This window comes from Streptomyces sp. NPDC002467 (genome assembly GCF_042889825.1).
In the GTDB taxonomy this organism is placed as follows: Bacteria; Actinomycetota; Actinomycetes; order Streptomycetales; family Streptomycetaceae; genus Streptomyces.
On record NZ_JBIARJ010000002.1, the window covers coordinates 551,840 to 568,622 of the forward strand.

13 protein-coding genes and 1 pseudogene are annotated in these 16,783 nt (G+C 73.4%); 10 read left to right on the forward strand and 4 right to left on the reverse strand.

What is annotated here, in order from left to right; translation table 11 throughout:
• Window positions 1-76 precede the first annotated feature (76 nt).
• The 3 genes from ACFYYJ_RS05870 (at window position 77) to ACFYYJ_RS05880 (ending at window position 4,807) form a co-directional block, all read left to right on the forward strand.
• Window positions 77-373, forward strand: a complete 297-nt coding sequence (locus tag ACFYYJ_RS05870) for a VOC family protein (RefSeq protein WP_389128879.1) — start codon at window positions 77-79, stop codon at window positions 371-373.
• Between the two features lie 147 nt (window positions 374-520).
• On the forward strand, window positions 521-3,706 hold the full coding sequence (locus ACFYYJ_RS05875) for a TIM-barrel domain-containing protein (RefSeq protein ID WP_389128882.1): 3,186 nt from the start codon (window positions 521-523) through the stop codon (window positions 3,704-3,706).
• Window positions 3,707-3,874: 168 nt separating this feature from the next.
• Window positions 3,875-4,807, forward strand: a complete 933-nt coding sequence (locus ACFYYJ_RS05880) for a LysR substrate-binding domain-containing protein (protein ID WP_389128886.1) — start codon at window positions 3,875-3,877, stop codon at window positions 4,805-4,807.
• On the opposite strand, the pseudogene ACFYYJ_RS05885 reads toward ACFYYJ_RS05880, so the two are convergent.
• Window positions 4,748-6,031, reverse strand: a pseudogene (locus ACFYYJ_RS05885) (MFS transporter); the annotation flags it as partial. The gene ACFYYJ_RS05880 and the pseudogene ACFYYJ_RS05885 sit on opposite strands and share 60 nt — an antisense overlap.
• A 38-nt stretch (window positions 6,032-6,069) precedes the next feature.
• Window positions 6,070-6,675 carry a TetR/AcrR family transcriptional regulator gene (locus tag ACFYYJ_RS05890; protein ID WP_385131713.1) on the reverse strand — a complete coding sequence of 202 codons (606 nt, stop codon included), beginning with the start codon at window positions 6,673-6,675 and terminating at the stop codon, window positions 6,070-6,072.
• Window positions 6,676-6,764: 89 nt separating this feature from the next.
• On the opposite strand from ACFYYJ_RS05890, the gene ACFYYJ_RS05895 reads away from it, so the two are divergent.
• The 5 genes from ACFYYJ_RS05895 (at window position 6,765) to ACFYYJ_RS05915 (ending at window position 11,165) form a co-directional block, all read left to right on the forward strand.
• Window positions 6,765-8,039: an MFS transporter gene (locus ACFYYJ_RS05895; protein WP_389128890.1), complete on the forward strand. Its 1,275-nt coding sequence runs from the start codon at window positions 6,765-6,767 to the stop codon at window positions 8,037-8,039.
• On the forward strand, window positions 8,021-8,572 hold the full coding sequence (locus ACFYYJ_RS05900; protein ID WP_385131720.1) for a type 1 glutamine amidotransferase domain-containing protein: 552 nt from the start codon (window positions 8,021-8,023) through the stop codon (window positions 8,570-8,572). Before ACFYYJ_RS05895 ends, ACFYYJ_RS05900 begins: the two co-directional genes overlap by 19 nt.
• A gap of 52 nt (window positions 8,573-8,624) precedes the next feature.
• Window positions 8,625-8,867, forward strand: a complete 243-nt coding sequence (locus tag ACFYYJ_RS05905) for a DUF6158 family protein (protein WP_385131722.1) — start codon at window positions 8,625-8,627, stop codon at window positions 8,865-8,867.
• 118 nt (window positions 8,868-8,985) lie between these two features.
• The gene (locus tag ACFYYJ_RS05910) at window positions 8,986-9,537 is read left to right on the forward strand and encodes a TetR/AcrR family transcriptional regulator (protein WP_389128893.1); all 552 of its coding nucleotides are present in this window, start codon (window positions 8,986-8,988) and stop codon (window positions 9,535-9,537) included.
• A gap of 104 nt (window positions 9,538-9,641) precedes the next feature.
• Window positions 9,642-11,165: an MFS transporter gene (locus ACFYYJ_RS05915; protein ID WP_389128896.1), complete on the forward strand. Its 1,524-nt coding sequence runs from the start codon at window positions 9,642-9,644 to the stop codon at window positions 11,163-11,165.
• A gap of 22 nt (window positions 11,166-11,187) precedes the next feature.
• On the opposite strand, the gene ACFYYJ_RS05920 is transcribed toward ACFYYJ_RS05915, so the two are convergent.
• On the reverse strand, window positions 11,188-12,561 hold the full coding sequence (locus tag ACFYYJ_RS05920; protein ID WP_389128899.1) for a tetratricopeptide repeat protein: 1,374 nt from the start codon (window positions 12,559-12,561) through the stop codon (window positions 11,188-11,190).
• 141 nt (window positions 12,562-12,702) lie between these two features.
• Here ACFYYJ_RS05920 and ACFYYJ_RS05925 point away from each other — a divergent pair, with 141 nt between their 5' ends.
• Complete coding sequence (locus tag ACFYYJ_RS05925) at window positions 12,703-14,067, forward strand: M64 family metallopeptidase (RefSeq protein ID WP_389128901.1); 1,365 nt, start codon at window positions 12,703-12,705, stop codon at window positions 14,065-14,067.
• Between the two features lie 226 nt (window positions 14,068-14,293).
• Window positions 14,294-14,878: an HPP family protein gene (locus ACFYYJ_RS05930; protein ID WP_389128903.1), complete on the forward strand. Its 585-nt coding sequence runs from the start codon at window positions 14,294-14,296 to the stop codon at window positions 14,876-14,878.
• A gap of 51 nt (window positions 14,879-14,929) precedes the next feature.
• On the opposite strand, the gene ACFYYJ_RS05935 is transcribed toward ACFYYJ_RS05930, so the two are convergent.
• The gene (locus tag ACFYYJ_RS05935) at window positions 14,930-16,681 is read right to left on the reverse strand and encodes a VanW family protein (RefSeq protein WP_389128905.1); all 1,752 of its coding nucleotides are present in this window, start codon (window positions 16,679-16,681) and stop codon (window positions 14,930-14,932) included.
• Between the last annotated feature and the right edge of the window lie 102 nt (window positions 16,682-16,783).

Below are 16,783 nucleotides of genomic sequence, written 5' to 3' on the forward strand. Positions count from 1 at the left end.
ACCACCCGACGGAAGGAAGACGGATGCTCGCGTGCACGGCACGGAGCCGCTTCTCGACCCCCGCGGGTGGCGCCGCGTGACCATCGACCTGCTCGTCGTCTACACGAACCGGCTCGAAGAGTGCCGCGACTTCTACGCCGGCCTCGGACTCGACCTCGTACCGGAACGGCACGGGAACGGGCCGGACCACTACGCCGCGACCCTCGCCGACGGCGGTGTCCTGGAGCTCTACCCCGCCACCCGCCGCCCCGAGACGGGCTACCTCCGCCTCGGCCTGACAGTGCCGACGGGGGACTTCCCCCGCACCCTGACCGACCCCGACGGCCGCACGGTCGTCCTGTCCGTCTCGGAGCCGAGCGGCGGCGGCGCGTAGACCGAATGCTCAAAGTTGCTTGATGTGAGGCAATTTCGAGCATCATCCTTCAAGTGGAGCCTCGTGGGCGCTATGTTGCCGGTGCAAGTTGCCAGGTGCATGCCAAAGAGCTGAGTTCGTGATCCGGACCGCACGAGGAGCTGCCCCATGAGACTGCCCCGCATCCGCCCCCGAGCCGGCCGCCTGCGCGCCGCCCTGCTCGCCGGCGCCCTCGCCGTCCTCGGTCTGGCCGCCGCCGGACCCATTGCCCCACCGGCCGCCGCGGCCCCCGCCGGAGCAACCGCGACGGCGGGCAACGTCACCGGTCTCACCCAGTCCGGGAGCACCTTCACCGTGACCGCCTCCGGTGGCGCCAAGGCCCGTGTGGTCATCGCGCGCCCCGACATCTTCCGGCTCTGGCTCTCCCCGGACGGCACCTTCACCAACGACCCGGCCGGCTCCGACCTCGCGCCGACCACCGATTTCGGCTCCGTCGCCACGAGTTACTCGGACGCGGGCACGTACTACCGGATCGACACCGGGGCCCTCTCGATCCGGGTGAACAAGTCACCCCTCCAGTTCTCCGTCTACCGGGCCGACAACGCCACCCTGGTCTGGCAGGAGACCCAGCCCACCAGCTGGACCAACAGCCAGACCACCCAGTACCTGGCCCGCGGCGCGGACGAGCAGTTCTACGGCACCGGCCTGCGCCTCGGCGAATGGGCGCTGCGCGGCAAGACCGTCCCCGTGGCGGTGGACAACAAGTGGCGCGAGAACAACAACGCCAGCCCCGCCCCCTTCTACATGTCGACCAACGGCTACGGCGTCATGCGCAACACCTGGGCGCCCGGCTCGTACGGATTCAACGCGCCCAGCACCCTCACCCACGACGAGAAGCGCTTCGACGCCTGGTACTTCACCGGCGATTCCCTCAAGTCCGTGCTCGACGCCTACACCGACGTGAGCGGCAAGCCGTTCATGGCTCCGATGTGGGGCTTCGAGCTGGGCAACGCCGATTGTTTCAACGCCTCCAATCCCGCCTACCAGGGTGACCACAACCGGCTGCGTCACCAGACGACCCCCGATGTGGTCGGGTACGCCACCGACGCGCGCGCCGCCGACATGCCCTCGGGCTGGTTCCTGCCCAACGACGGCTATGGCTGCGGCTACACCGCGCCCCTCAAGTCCACCGTCGACGCCCTGAAGGCCAAGGGCTTCCAGACCGGCCTGTGGACCTCCACCGGCCTCGGCTCCATCGCCGACGAGGTGGGCACCGCCGGCAGCAGAGGCGTCAAGACGGACGTGGCCTGGATCGGCGGCGGCTACAAGACCGCCTTCCAGGGCGTCCAGCAGGCCGTCGACGGCATCGAGAAGAACTCCGACGCCCGCCGCTACGTCTGGACCGTGGACGGCTGGGCCGGCACCCAGCGCAACGCCGTCGTCTGGACCGGCGACACCTACGGCACCTGGGAGGACATGCGCTGGCACGTCCCCGCCATCGCCGGCGCGGGCCTGTCCGGTCTCAACTACGCCTCCGGCGACGTCGACGGCATCTTCGGCGGCAGCCCCAAGACGTACACGCGCGACCTCCAGTGGAAGGCCTTCACCCCGGCCTTCATGACCATGTCGGGCTGGGGCGCGACCAATCCGTCCGCCGGCTACCAGGACAAGCAGCCCTGGCGCTTCGCCGAGCCGTACCAGTCCATCAACCGCAAGTACCTCCAGCTGAAGATGCGGCTGATGCCGTACCTGTACACGATGAGCCGCGTCGCCCACGAGAGCGGAGTCCCCAGCACCCGCGCGATGGTCCTGGAGTACCCCGACGACCCGGTGGCCCGCGGCAACCTCACCAGCGGCCAGTTCATGGCCGGCGACTCCCTCCTCGTCGCGCCCGTCGTCTCCGACACCTCCGTCCGCGACGGCATCTACCTGCCCGCGGGGAGCTGGACCGACTACTGGACCGGGAAGACGTACGCGGGCCCGGGCTGGCTCAATGGCTACCAGGCGCCCCTCGACACCCTGCCCCTGTTCGTGAAGGGCGGCGGCATCGTGCCCATGTGGCCGCAGATGAACTTCACGGGCGAGAAGCCGGTCTCCACCCTCACCTACGACATCCACCCGCGCGGCGCCTCCTCCTTCAGCCTGTACGAGGACGACGGCCTGACCCGCGCCCACCAGTCCGGCGCGTACGCCCGCCAGCGGGTCGACGTCACCGCCCCCACCACCGGCTCCGGCGCCGTCACCGTCTCCGTGGGCGCCCCCACCGGCGACTACGCCGGCAAGCCGGCCTCCCGCGGCTACGAATTCACCCTCCACGTGGCCTCCGCGCCCACCGCCGTCACGGTGGACGGGGCCGCGCCGACCCGGCACACCTCGAAGGCCGCCTACGACGCGGCCGCGACCGGCTGGTTCTTCGACGCCGCCGACCGCTCCGGCGTCCTGTGGGTCAAGACCGGTACCAAGACCGGCGCGTTCAGCGTCTCGGCCACCGGCACCAGCGTCCCCGCGGCCGAGGCCCTGCCCTCCTCCACGCCGATCGACCGGTCGGCCTGGTCCCTGGTGTACGCCGACAGCCAGGAGACCGCCGCCGAGAACGGTGCCGGCGCCAACGCCTTCGACGGGAACCCGGCCACGATGTGGCACACCGCCTGGTCCTCCTCGAAGCCCGCCCCGCTCCCGCACGAGATCCAGATCGACCTCGGCGCCCGGCACACCGTCGACGGCCTCGGCTACCTGCCCCGCCAGGACGGCGGGGTCAACGGGAGGATCGGCTCCTACGAGGTCTACGTCTCCGACACCACCGCCGATTGGGGCACCCCGGTGGGCAGCGGCACCTTCGCCGACACCGCGGCGGTCAAGAACACCGCCCTCTCGCCGAAGGCCGGCCGCTACGTCCGCCTCAAGGCCCTGACCGAGGCGGGCGGCCGCGGCCCCTGGAGCAGTGCGGCCGAGATCACCCTCACCGGCCGCCCCGCCCCGCTCCCGGCCAACGCCGAACTCGTCAACGCGGCCTCCGCGAGCTGCGTCGACCTCCCGCACAGCGCCACCACCCCGGGCACCGAACCCACCCTCTACACCTGCCACGGCGGGCCCAACCAGCGCTGGACCCTCCAGCCCGACGGCCGCCTGACCGGGCTCTCCGGGGTCTGCCTCGACGCGGCGAACGCCTCCCGGGTGACCGTACAGACCTGCGACGGCAGCGCCGGACAGACCTGGCAGGCGGGCCCCCAGAGCACCCTGCGCAACGCCGGCCAGTGCCTGGCCCCGGTCGGCTCCGCCACCGCCAACGGCACGGTCCTCACCCGTACCGCCTGCGACAACACCCCGGCCCAGCGTTGGACCTTCACACCGTGAGCCGCCGCTGACGGGTCGGCACCCGTCCTCGCCTCCGTCTGGGGTCCGGACCCCGTGGCGGAGGCGTCGGACGGGTTGCCGCCCGGGCCTGCATCGATCCTGGGCCGGCCCAAAACCCAAGTCAATCCTCCGATTTGCTCCCCACATCCAAGCGATACCTTGGAGCCCGTGACCCTGGATGATCTCCGCGTGTTCGTGGCCGTGTGCCGTGCGGGCAGTCTCAGCGCCGTCGCCCGTGACCTCGGCCGCACCCAGTCCGCCGTCAGCCAGCACGTCCGCCGGCTGGAGAAGCGGACCGGCATGAGCCTGCTGGAGCGCCACGCCCGCGGTGTCGTGCCCACCGAGGCGGGCCGCATCCTGCAAGCGGCCGCCGCCGACGCGATCGCGGGCCTCGACGGCGCCCTGCGCCGCCTGGCCGAACTCGCCGGGGGAGGCGGCGGCACGGTGCGCGTCACCACGGGCGCGACCACCGTGCGCCACTTCATGTCCGAGGCCGTGGTCGCCTTCCGCCGCCGCCACCCCGGGGTGAGCCTGGAGTTCCAGACCGAGAACTCCAGCCGCAGCTGCTTCGACGCCCTCGCCGCCGAAGACCTCGACCTCGCCTGGATCACCATCGGCGGGCCCGTGCGGGGCATCGAGCAGCGTCCCGTCATGGAACTGCCCTGGGTGCTCGCGGTCGGCGCCGACGACCCCCTCGCCGCCCGCGCCCGCATCGAGCCGGCAGACCTCGCCGGGATCCGCCACATCCGGCTCCCGGAGAACTCCGCCTCCCGCGCCCACCTCGACGCCGCCCTCGCCGAAGAAGGTGTCCGGGTCCGCTCCGACACCAGCGTGGCCGACTGGGACACGGCCCTGCTACTGGCCGAACTGGGCCTGGGCCACGCCGTCGTGCCCGCGCTGCCCGGTTGGCGGGTCCCCGGCACCGACGGTCCCCTCAGGCTGGTCCCCATCCCGGGCCTGCCGCCCCTCGCCGTCGGCTGGGCGGTCCGCCGCTGGTCCGCGCTGGCCCCGCCCGCCCTGGTCTTCGCCGACGAGGTCGCCCGCAGCTGCCGGGCGCGCGCGGCCGGGCCCGGCGCCGGACCCGGCGCCGGGCAGCACTGACGCGGGCGCCAAGCCCACGAGGGCCAGCGCGGCCAGTGCCGCGAGGGAGGGTCCGCCCGCTCCGGCGCCCGCCGCGACCGCGATCCCGAGCGCCGGGCCGACGTTCATGGCCGTCTGTTTGAGCCCGCCGATCACCCCCGCGTACCCGGCCGGGGCCTCGCCGACCACGGTCCCGGTGGCGGTGACCATCACGGTGGTGAACCCGGCGCCCAGCACCCCGAACGCCACCCCGGAAGCCGAGCCGAGCCCCGCGATGCCGAGCGCGACCAGCCCCGTACCGGTGAGCGCGGTCCGCCTCGGTCCGAAGCGGCGCAGCGCCAACCCGGCCACCGGCGCCCCGGCGACCATCGCCAGCGTCAACGGCAGCACCCGCAGCCCGGTGGCGAGCGGATCGAGCCCCTGCGCGTCCTGGAGCCGGAACGTCGCCGTGAACAGTGCGCCGAACAGCCCTGCGGACACGGCGAGCAGCAGCCCGATCGACGCGGCCACCGGCACCGAGCGCGCCACGGCGGCCGGCACCAGCGGCCGCGCGGCCCGCCGTTCACGCCGTACGAACACCACCGCGAGCCCCGTCGCCGCGCCGAGCCCGACCAGCGTCGGTCCGGAGAGCCACCCGTACGCGGGCACCCCCACCAGCGCGTGCACGAAGACCGCGAGCGCCGCCGTGAGCAGGGCCGGGCCGGTGAACTCCAGCCGCCCGGACCTCTCGCGCGGCGGCGCGGGCGCCCGTACGGCGAGGGTCAGGACGGCGATCAGCAGGGCGACCGGCACGTTGATCACGAACACGGCCCGCCAGCCCCACTGCCCGACGAGCGCACCGCCCAGCAGCGGACCGGCCGCGGCGGCAACCCCGATGGCGCCGGTCCGCACGGCGACCGGGGTGCCGAGCCGCTCCGGCGGATAGGCGAGGCGCAGCAGCGCCAGCGTCGCGGGCTGGAGCAGCGCGCCGAACACCCCCTGGGCGCCGCGCAACGCGATCACCCAGCCCACGCCGGGCGCGTACGCGATGCCGGCCGAGGCCGCGGCGAAGCCGAGCACCCCGATGAAGAGCAGGCGGGTGTGTCCGTACCGGTCGCCGAGCCGCCCGGCGACGACGAGGAAGGCGGCCACGGCGAGGAGGTAGGCGGTACTGGTCCACTGCACCTGCGCGAGGCTCGCCCCGAGGTCACGCCGCAGGCTCGGCTGGGCCACGCTCAGCACGGTGCCGTCCAGCGCGACGATCATGGCGCCGGCCACGCTGACGAGCAGCGCGAGCCGGGGCCTCACGAGGGGCTCCCGGAGGCCGGACCGAGGTGCGCGTCCAGCGCCGCGTCGACCAGCCGCTCGACGGGGATCCCCGCGTCCGCCACCATCAGCGGCAGGCTGCCCCAGCCCCACAACTGCGCCACGCCGTGCAGGTTGGCCCACAGCGCGGCCGTCGTGACCTCCGGCTCGGCCGCCCCGCAGCGGGAGACGAGCGAGACGAGCAGCCCGAACAGCGGCAGCGTCGATTCCCGCAGCCTCGGCCCGCCCGTGGGCTCCTGCCCCGTGCTGTCGAGCAGGTCGTGGCGGAACATCAGCTCGAACATCCCGCGCTGCTCCAGCGCGTAACCGACGTACGCGGCCCCCAGCGCCCGCACCTGCCCCCGCGGGGAGGGCTCCCCGGCGCACGCCGCCGAGAACCGCGCACCGAGATCCGCGAATCCGCGCCGGGCGATCGCCGACAGCAGGGAGTGGTGGGTGGGGAAGTACCGGCGCGGCGCCCCGTGCGAGACCCCGGCCCGGCGGGCGATCTCCCGCAGCCCGAGGGAGGCGGTGCCCTCGGTGGTCACGAGCTCCACGCCCACGTCGATCAGCCGCTCCCGGAGCGGTGTGTCCCGGTCGTCCATGGACAGTGTCTACCAGGGTGAGTAGACAGTGTCTACCTCCTGCGGTCAAAACGCTTGACCGGGAGGGCCGCGCGTCGGAGGATTCGCGAATGGTCTCGACCACTGCTCCACTCAAGTCCCCTTTCCGGTCAAGGAACTTCACCCTCTACTTCACTGCCCGCTCGCTGTCCGTGGTGGGCGACACGATGATCCCGGTCGCGATGGCCGTCGCGATGCTCGCGCTCGGCCACGGGGTGAGCGGGGTCGGGTTCGCGCTGGGCGCCTGGATGGGGGCGTTCGCCCTCTTCGTCGTCTTCGGCGGAGTGTTCTCGGACCGGTTCCACCCCCGGCCGCTGATGATCGGCGCGGACGCGGTCCGGTGCCTGCTCCAGGCCGGTCTCGCCGCCTACCTCTGGCTGGGGCACCCGCCCCTCTGGTTCATCGTCGGCGGCGCGGTGCTCGGCGGGGTGGCGACCGCGATGTTCCAGCCGGGGGTCAACAGCCTGGTGCCCCAGGTCGCCGAGGACGTGCAACGGGCCAACGGGGTCATCAGGGTGAGCGAGGGCGTCGCCACCATGACGGGTCCCGCGCTGGCCGGACTGCTCGTCGCGTTCACCTCGTCCGCCACGGTGTTCGCGGTCGACGCGGCCACCTTCGCGGTCAGCGCCGGCTGCCTGGCGGCGCTGCGGCTGCCCCGGTTCGAGGTCGACCGGTCCGCCTCCACCCTCGCCAACCTGAGGACCGGTTGGGTCGAGTTCCGCTCCCGGTCCTGGATGTGGGGGGTCATCCTGATCTGGTGGGTCCTGGGGGTCCTCGTCTGGGGCCCGGTCACCCCGCTCGGCGCGGTCTCCGTCATGGAGGCCCACGGCAAGGCGGCCTTCGGCTACGCCGAGAGCGCTTTCGGGGCCGGCTGCGTGCTCGGCGGCCTGGTCGCGATCCGGATCCGGCCCTCCCGTCCCCTCCTCGCGGGTGGGCTCGCGATGTTCCTGTTCCCGTTGATGCCGCTGGCGGCGGCCCTGGTCCCCGAGCTGCCGCTGCTGCTGCCGGCGTACGGCCTGAGCGGGGTCGGCTGGGCGTTCTGGGGCGTCCAGTGGGCCACTGCCGTGCAGACGCAGATCCCGGCGGACCGGTTGGGCCGGGTCACCGCCTACGAGATCGCCGGTTCGGTCCTGGCGATCCCCTTCGGTCAGGCCCTCGCGGGCCCCGCCAGCGCGGTCTTCGGCGTTCACCGCCTGCTCCTGGTGGGGGCCGTGATCAGCGCCTGCTGCGCGGCCGCCCTGATCCTCGCACCCCCCATTCGCGGGCTCCCGCGCGCCCGGGTCCTGCCCGAGCGGGCACCCTGGAAGGAGGGAAGGAGGCCACCCGCATGCGCATCGCGTTCCTGACGGCGCCCGAGGGCGTCGAGGAAGTCGAACTGACCGTGCCCTGGAAGGCCGTGCTGGAGGCGGGCTCGATCCCCCGACTGGTCTCCACGAAACCGGGCGTCGTCCGCGCCTACCAGCACCTCGACAAGGCCGGGGCCCACGCCGTCGACCATGTCCTGGGCGAGGACCCGGCCGAGGCCTTCGACGCGCTCGTGCTGCCCGGCGGCCTCGCCAACCCCGACACCCTGCGCATGGACCGGCGGGCCGTCGCGTTCGTCAGGGAGTTCTTCGAGGCGGGCAGACCGGTCGCCGCGATCTGCCACGCCCCCTGGACCCTGGTCGAGGCCGACGTGCTGCGCGGCAGGACCCTGACCTCGTACCCCAGCCTCGCGACCGACATCCGCAACGCCGGTGGCACCTGGGTCGACGAGGAGGTCCACGTCTGCCGCGCGGCGCCGGCCACTCTGATCACCAGCCGCAGACCGCGCGACCTCAAGGCCTTCTGCGGCGCCCTCGTGGCGGAGATCGGCGGCCGGAGCCCCGGCGGCGCATGATGGAGGCGGGGGACGAAGCCAGCAGGACTCGTGCCGAGGAGGTGCACGCGACATGACGGAGCACGACGGCGGTCCGTCGGCGAGCAGGCTGGAGGAGGGCAGGCTCCTCAAGGAGCTGGAAGCCATCCACCGCACGCGCCACGAGACCCTGCTGCACGGGTCCGATGATGCCCTGGTCACCCACACCAAGCGGATGAACGAGCTGGAGCACGAATACGTACGCCGCCACCCGCAGCGCGCCCAGATCGCGTCCCGCACCCGCGAGGGCGCACGCGCGCGCACCAACGGGGGGTGAGCCCCGCCTCCCGGCTCGGCGCCGGGTGATCAGGTAGAGCGACAGACGTGAAGAGTGGACCTTCTTTGCCTCATGTGAGACAGTTTTGTATCAGGCGAGGCGAAGGAGGCTCACTCTCGTGCGTGAAGAAGAACTGCTGGACGCGGCCGCCCGCGTCCTCGCCGGCGATCACAGCGCCTCGATGGTGCAGATCGCCGCGGGCATCGGCACCAGTCGCGCCACCCTGAGCCGCCGCTACGCGACCCGTGAGGCCCTGCTGAAGGCCGTCGCCGTCCGGGCCATCGAGGTGGTCGACGCCTGCCTCACCCCGGCCGACCTGCCGCGGAGCGCCGACGGGGCCGCCTTCGACGCGGCCCTCGAAGAACTCGTCGTCGCCCTGCTGCCCGCCGCGCACCTGTACGGCTTCACCACGCGCGACGCCACCGTGCTCGCCGACCCCCAGTTCCGGGCCGGCGTGGACCGGCAGGACCAGCGGGCCCTCGCCTTCCTCGCGCTCGGCCAGCGGCTGGGCCGGCTGCGCGCCGACCTCCCGCCCTACTGGATCTGGTACTCCCTGTGGGGCCTGCTCGACGCCGCCGCCGAGGGCGTGCGCGACGGCCACCTCGCGCCCCGCGAGATCGGCCGGCTGGTCCTGACCTCCTTCCTCGGCGGCGCCCGGCCGACCGCCTAGCGCCCGGCCGACCGCCCGGCGCACGCCCGACTGCCTGGCGCACGGCGGTACCCCGTACCCCGAACACCCCGACCCGAGCCCCGCTCGACCCTGAACGGATTCCCATGCACACCCCCACGCAGGACCCCCGCCGGTGGATCGTCCTCGCGATCCTCTCCGGCAGTCTCCTGCTGATCTCCATGGACACCACGATCCTCAACGTGGCCTTCCCCTCCCTCGTCGGCGACCTCCAGCCGGGCGCGGTCCAGCAGCTGTGGATCATCGACGTCTACGCCCTCGCCCTGTCCGGCCTGCTCGTCACCGCGGGCGCCCTCGGCGACCGTTGGGGCCGCAAGCGGCTGCTCATGGCCGGTTTCGCGATCTTCTCGCTGGCCTCCCTCATCGCGGTGCTGTCCACCGAGGCCTGGCACGTGATCGCGGCCCGCGCCCTGCTCGGCGTCGGCGGCGCGGCCATCATGCCGTCCACCCTGTCGATCCTGCGCGGCGTCTTCACCGACGCCAAGGAGCGCGCCTTCGCCCTCGCCGTCTGGGCGGCCGTCTTCGGCGGCGGCATGGCCTTCGGCCCGGTCATCGGCGGACTGCTCGTGCAGGACTACGGCTGGCACTCGGCCTTCCTCCTGAACCTTCCCGTCGCCGCCGTGATCATGGCGACCGGCATGCGCTACCTCCCCGAATCACGCGCCCCGCGCACCGGCGGCGCCTGGGACTGGTGGGGCGTCGGCCAGTCCATCGTGGGCATGCTCGCCCTCGCGGGCGGCATCAAGCAGCTCGGCAAGAGCGGTGTCGCCGACCCGCTGCCCTGGGCCCTGCTCCTCCTCGCCGCCGTGGCGCTGACCGTCTTCGTACGCCGGCAGCTGCGCGTGCCGAACCCGCTGCTCCAGGTGCGGCTGTTCGCCAAGCCCGCCTTCAGCGTCGCCGCCACCGCGATCTTCCTGCCGATGGTGGGCATGGGCGCGATCCTGTTCCTCGTCACCCAGTGGTTCCAGTACGGCCAGGGCTACACCCCGCTGGAGGCGGGCCTGCGCCTGCTGCCGGCGCCGCTCGCGCTGATCGTCGCCTCGATGGTGGCCCCCACCCTCATGCAGCGTTTCGCGATCCGCCACGTGCTGGGCGCCGGACTGGTCGTACTCGCCGCCGGAATGGCCCTGCCCTGGGTGTTCCAGCAGTTCACCGACCTCGGCTACCCCGCCTTCGCCGCCGCACTGACCGTCATGGGTCTCGGCGCGGGCACCGCGACCACGGTGGCCTCCGTGACGCTGATCTCCGCGGCCCCCGCGGCGGAGGTCTCCAGCGCGGCCGCGATCGAGGAGACCTGTTACGAGCTCGGCTCGGCCATGGGCGTGGCCATCCTGGGCTCCACGGCCGCCGCCCTCTACCGCGGCAACCTGCCCGCCCTGGAACTGGACGGCCCCACCACGGCCGCCGTCCGGGACTCCGTCGGCGAGGCGGCGCACACCGCCGAACGCCTCGGCGGCGCCGTCGGCCAGACCCTGCTCGACGCGGCCTCGCACGCCTACACCCTGGCGATCACACCCGCGTTCCTGATGGCGGGCGCCCTGGCGGTCGCCGCGGCGGCCACCACTTGGACGCTCATTCCCCGCGACCTGCGGCCCACCGAGAACCACTGACACCTGGGGCCTGTCTTTCGGATCAGGCAGGGCTCGCGGGGCCCTGATCCGGCCTGATCCGAAAGACGGGCCCCAGCCCGGCCGGCGCCGGGCCCAGCGTGGTGGTGCCCGGCGCCGCGCGGTGCCCGAGGCCGGTCCGGTAGGCGTCGAGAGCCGCCTCCACCCGGCCCGTGCGCCGCAGCAGATCGCCCAGCAGCCGGCACAGATCGGCCAGATCACCCGTCGCACCACTGCGCTCCAGCAGCGCCAGCGCCTGTACGTAGTGCAGCTCGGCGGCATCGGTCTCACCGCGCTCCTCGGCCATCAGCCCGAGGAGCCGGTGGGCGCCGCCCGCGTGCACCCTGCCGTGGCGTTCGCCCAGCTCCAGCAGCGCCGACAGCAGCCCGGCGGCCTCCTCGTACCGGCCGAGCCGGCGCAGCACGTCCGCGAGCTCCACCTCCACCTGCGCCGTGTACAGGGCGGCCCGCCGGGCCGACAGCACGGACCGGGCCGTGCGCAGCTCCCGCTCCGCCGAGGCCAGTTCGCCGTTCTGGGCGTGGACGTAACCGCGCATCCAGTGGCAGTGCGCCAGATCGGTCCGCAGCCGCAGCTGCCCGTAGATCTCCTGGGCCTTGGCGAGGGAGGCGTCGGCGTCGGCGATCCGCCCCTCCGCGAGGAACGTCCGCGCCACCTGCCGGTGCATGCCCGCCACCAGCGCCGGATCGCCCACCTGCGGGGCCAGCGCGAGCGCCATCTCGGCGGCGCGCGCGGCGCGGGCGTGAGCGCCCATGTCGATGTACGGCCCGATCACCGCGGCGTAGAGCAGCACCAGCGCCTCGGGATCGGCGAGCCCGCTCGCGCCCAGCTCGTCGATGGTGGATTCGAGGAGGTAGCAGGCGTAGCGCAGCTCGCCCGAGAGCAGGTGCGCGACGGCGCGGCCCCGGATCGGGCGGGCCCGGCGGGGGAGCGGCTCGTCGGCCAGCAGCCGCTCGGCCTCCTCGAAATGGCCGATCGCCTCGGCCAGTTCGCCCGACTCCAAAGCGCAGTCACCCAGCCCCAGGCGGGCCTCCGCCTGCTCGGGCGACAGGGCCAGCTCCTCCGCCCGGGCCAGCAGGGCCCGGTAGCGGTCGGCGGCCTCGTCGGCCTCACCCGTCGCCAGGGTCTGCTGCGCGTCGGACAGGGCGAGGCGCAGCTCCGTGGCGAGGTGGGCGGGGCGGCCCGTGGCGAGTTCCTCGTACGAGGTTCCCAGCCGCTCGGCGAGGAAGCGCAGCGCCGTCTCGGACGGGCGGACCTTGCCCGACTCCAGGGTGGAGATGTAGGCGGAGGTGTAGGACGGCTCCGCCAGCCGGCGCTGGGTCAGGCCGAGTTCGCTGCGCAGACGCTGAACCCTGCGCCCGATGTCGGCCGGTTCGTCCATGGAGACTCCCTGATCGCTCGAACTCCCCAGTATTCAGGGGGGAGTGGGCCATTGCGAACGCCCCGGCACCCCGCTTAGTTTAAGCAGCTGATTCAGCAGACTTAACAACCTTCTTAACTGCCTTTCACGGGGGAGGACTTCATGGACGTCGGTACACGCCCGGGCGCCCGCGCAGCCCTGCGCACGGTCGCCGCGGCGGTCTGCGCGACGGCCCTTCTGGTGGCCGCGGGCCCGGCCCGCGCCACGAGCGGCGAACCCACGGCGAAGCCGCGGGTGGCCGTCGAGGTACCGGGACCCGAACAGGGCGGCGACGCCGGATCCGGGCACGTCCTGGTCCCGCCGGGCGGCGCCGGACCGGCGAAGGGCGTCGCCGGGCTGAGCCCGGCCGAACGGGCCGCCGACGGCGAGGTCGCCAAGATGATCGACAACGGCCCCACCGCCGACCGCCTCGACGTCGTCGTCATCGGGGACGGCTACACCGCCGCCGAACTGGACCGCTTCCACGCCGACGCGGCGCAGAAGTGGGCCGAGGTGACGGCCGTCGAGCCGTACACCACCTACCGCAACCTCTTCAACGTGTGGACCGTCGACGCGGTCTCCCACGACTCCGGAGTCACCGGCGACCCCGACCGCGCCACCGTGCGCGACACCGCCCTCGGCTCGTACTTCTGGTGCGAGGACATCGAGCGGCTGCTCTGCGTGGACCAGCCCAAGGTCGACGCGTACGTGGCGAAGGCGCCCGCGGCCGACCTGGTGATCGTGCTGGCGAACAGCGCCAAGTACGGCGGCGCGGGCTACAACGAGCGCAGCGCCACCCTCGGCTACGAGGGGATCTCGACGGCCTCGGCGGGTCACCCGAAGTCGGGCCAGGTCGCCATCCACGAGACCGGCCACTCGCTGGGCAAGCTCGCCGACGAGTACTTCTACCCGGGCGTCCCGGACTACGAGAAGTACACCGGCCCCGAGCCGGCCGAATCCAACGTCTCGGGCCTTCCCGCCGACCGGATGGAGGCCCAACGGGCCAAGTGGTACCGCTGGCTGGGCGAGCCGTCCCCGGACGGCGGCACGGTCGGCGCGTACGAGGGCGGCGGCTACTACGTGACCGGGCTGTACCGGCCCACCGACAACTCGATCATGCGGGTGCTCGGCAAGCCGTTCAACCTCCCGGGCACCGAGGCGATGATCGCCGGCTTCTACCAGCACGCCCGGATCGTCACCCCGCTCACCCCGACCGACCGCACCCTGCGGCTGTGGGGCCGGGCGAAGGTGGCCGTGCCGGCCCTGGAGGGCGCCGACGGGCGTCGGCTCACGGTCCGCTGGTACCTCGACGGCAAGGAGGTGAAGCGCCTGGAGGGCCGCACCGAAGTGGCCGTGGCGGAACTCCGGCTCTTCGACCTGCGGACGCACCGGCTGTCGGTGACGGCCGAGGACCGGACCCCGTCGGTGCGCGACCCGAAGATCATGAAGACCCTGCGCGCCACGGCCGCGTGGAGCGTCAGGCTCTGAGATCCGCGGCGGACCGGGCCCGCGGGCGGGCGGGCCCGGCCCCGGATAGGAGCAAAGTCACCCCCCTCGGCAGCGGTTGCGGCGCACCCGCCAGGTAGGGTCGTCTGAAATGTCCCCGGTCCACCGCAGCCCCGGGGGCGTTCGCATCTGTCCCGGCACCACCCTTGCCCGGCGTCGTCCTGCCCGCCCCGGCCGCTGTACGGCCGCCTGCCCGGAAACAGCTGACATGAGTACGAACGCCGCGCTCCGCCCGCAGCCGACACCCGCCCCCGAAGCCGATTCCCTCCCGGCACCCGACGGCGCTCCGGTGCGCCGGTGGCCGGGGTTCACCGTACGGGCCCCGGCCAGGCCCGCCCCGGCGGCGGCCCTGCACAGCATCGCGGCGGCGACCACCGTCCTGCTGGCCCTCGTCGGGATCGGCGCGATGATCCACGAACCGGTGCTGATACCCCCGCTGGCCGCGAGCGCCGCCCTGGTCCACAGCGCTCCGACCCTTCCGCTCGCGCAGCCGCGCAACGTGGTCATCGGCCACCTGCTGGGCAGTGCGATGGGCTACGCCGTCCTCGCGGCGGCCGGCAGCAGCGCCTGGGCGGCCGCCGTGGCGGCGGGCCTCACGCTCGGCCTCAACATGCTCGCCCGTACCCCGCATTCGCCGGCCGTGGCCACCGCCGTGATCATCGTGCTCCAGACGCCCGCCCCCGGCCGGTTCGTCCCGCTGCTGTTCGGGGCGACCGTCCTGCTGGTGCTGACCGGGTACGCCGCCTCGCGCGTGCGCCGAAAGGCTCCGACCTACCCCGTCTACTGGTGGTGACGGGGTAGGGCCCGGCCTTCGGATCAGACCCTTGGCCGGAACCGGGCCGTACTACGCCGCGCCGGGGGAGGGCAGCGCCTGCGCCGCCGCCGTCGGGCCGGTGCCCGGCGTCGTGGAGGGCGCCGGGGCGGGCTCGCAGACGATCTCGTCGCGCGGCGTGTAGTGGGTGGAGTACTCCTCGCTCTTGACCTCCTGGCCGCCCTTGACGAAGATCCGGCCGACCTTGACGTCGAAGCCCTCCAGGGGCGTCTGGACCTCACAGGTCGGGCCGGTGTCCGTGTGCTTGGTCGGCGGGGTGACGTTGGTGCGCGGCCCCTTGGTCGCGCGGATCTCGTCGTACTTCTTCGTCCCCAGCAGGGTGATCGTCAACGAGGTGTCGGTCGACTGCGCCTGGACGTAGACGGGGTGGCCCGAGTCGTTGAGCCAGCGCAGGTCGAGGGTGCCCCAGGCGACGGTCGCCTCCCGGCCCTCCGGGTAGCGCTCGATGTAGAAGGAGTGCGCCCCGTGCTCCAGCGGCTTGAGACCGGCGAAGAACACGGCGTTGTACATCGTCGTGGCGACCGCGGACACGCCGCCGCCGGGCGACTTCACGTACCGGCCGTCGTTGATCATGATGCCGTCGACGAAACCGTTCTCCTTGGTGCGCTCGCCGACCGTGCGGTTGAAGCTCCACTCCTGCCCCGGCTTCACCACGGAGCCGTTGATCAGCTCCACCGCCCGGCCGATGTTCTTCGACCGGTACGGAGCCGCCGGGAACTGCACGGTGAAGGAGGAGAGCTTCTCCTTGATGCCCAGGCGCTGCGCCTCGGCGTCGGTGAGCTCCGGTTGGACGGCCGTGGTGGCCACCACGGCGCTGCGGGCGGCGCCCGAGCGGGTCAGCAGCGGCATCACGGCCTTGCCGAGGGCCTCCTCGGTGACCTCGTGCCCGGAACGGCTCGACTCGGTGACCACGGCGCGGCCGTTCGCGTCGAGGCCGAGCACGGCGTCGCGCGGTGAGCCGACGGCCTCCCCGAGGGGGCCGGCCACGGCGGGGTCGGCGAGCAGGCCGCCGGAGTCCAGCGCCGGTACGAGCCGCCCGGCGTCGTCGGCCTTCATCTTCAGGTGCTCGCCGAGGACCACGGGGCTCACGGGGACGCGGGTGTCGGCCACGGTGAGGGTGACGGGCTCGGACACAGCGGGCGCCGCGAACTCGCGCAGGGCGCGCTTGGTCTCCTCGGCCCCCACGCGCGGCTCGGTGCGCCGGACCGGCAGTTCGAGCGGGCCGCCGTCGGTGCGGGGCGCCAGGTAGGCGGCCCGCAGGGTGTCGAAGGCCGCGTCCTGTTCGAGGGTGACGCCGCTCTGCGCGGCGACCACCTTCGGCCTGCCCGTGTCGAAGGTTATGGAACCGTCGCGGACCTGCTGCGCGGTGCTCTCGCGGAGCCGGTCGACGCCGGCGCGAGCGGTCTTCTCGTCCGTCCGGATCACCGGCTCGACGTCCGGGTCGCCGGAGGCGAACAGCCGGCCGATGACGCCGAACGGCCCGGGACCCTCGCCCGCGGCGCGGTCGACGGTCGCGGCGGCGTCCAGGGACAGCCCGACGGCGGCGGGGGTGACCTCCTCGACCCGGTCGCCGACGCGCACGGCCACCGGCGCGGTGGCCTGCGGCCCCAGGGCGTCGGTCAGCTTGCGCTCCGCCGCCGCGGGGCTCATGCCGCCGATGTCCACTCCGCGGACCCGGGTCCCGGAGGCGATGTCGTCCCCCGCCGCGAGCCCGGCGACGTAGAGGCCGCCCAGCCCGAGGACCAGGGCTCCGCCCGTCGTCATCGCGGCGATCCGCCGATTACGTGTCCAGCTGCCCGCAGGTCGCACATCTCTCCTTGTGGCGCCGACCGGTCGCCGGGCGGCTCGCAGGCCGCGGCAGGGGCG

Bases quoted from the DNA above. Each gene is read 5' to 3' on its own strand.
- ACFYYJ_RS05900 (WP_385131720.1), top strand. From the start codon at position 8,021: ATGCGCATCGCGTTCCTGACGGCGCCCGAGGGCGTCGAGGAAGTCGAA.
- ACFYYJ_RS05930 (WP_389128903.1), top strand. From the start codon at position 14,294: ATGAGTACGAACGCCGCGCTCCGCCCGCAGCCGACACCCGCCCCCGAA.
- ACFYYJ_RS05895 (WP_389128890.1), top strand. From the start codon at position 6,765: ATGGTCTCGACCACTGCTCCACTCAAGTCCCCTTTCCGGTCAAGGAAC.
- ACFYYJ_RS05875 (WP_389128882.1), top strand. From the start codon at position 521: ATGAGACTGCCCCGCATCCGCCCCCGAGCCGGCCGCCTGCGCGCCGCC.
- ACFYYJ_RS05920 (WP_389128899.1), bottom strand. From the start codon at position 12,561: ATGGACGAACCGGCCGACATCGGGCGCAGGGTTCAGCGTCTGCGCAGC.
- ACFYYJ_RS05925 (WP_389128901.1), top strand. From the start codon at position 12,703: ATGGACGTCGGTACACGCCCGGGCGCCCGCGCAGCCCTGCGCACGGTC.
- ACFYYJ_RS05890 (WP_385131713.1), bottom strand. From the start codon at position 6,675: ATGGACGACCGGGACACACCGCTCCGGGAGCGGCTGATCGACGTGGGC.
- ACFYYJ_RS05915 (WP_389128896.1), top strand. From the start codon at position 9,642: ATGCACACCCCCACGCAGGACCCCCGCCGGTGGATCGTCCTCGCGATC.
- ACFYYJ_RS05935 (WP_389128905.1), bottom strand. From the start codon at position 16,681: ATGACGACGGGCGGAGCCCTGGTCCTCGGGCTGGGCGGCCTCTACGTC.
- ACFYYJ_RS05905 (WP_385131722.1), top strand. From the start codon at position 8,625: ATGACGGAGCACGACGGCGGTCCGTCGGCGAGCAGGCTGGAGGAGGGC.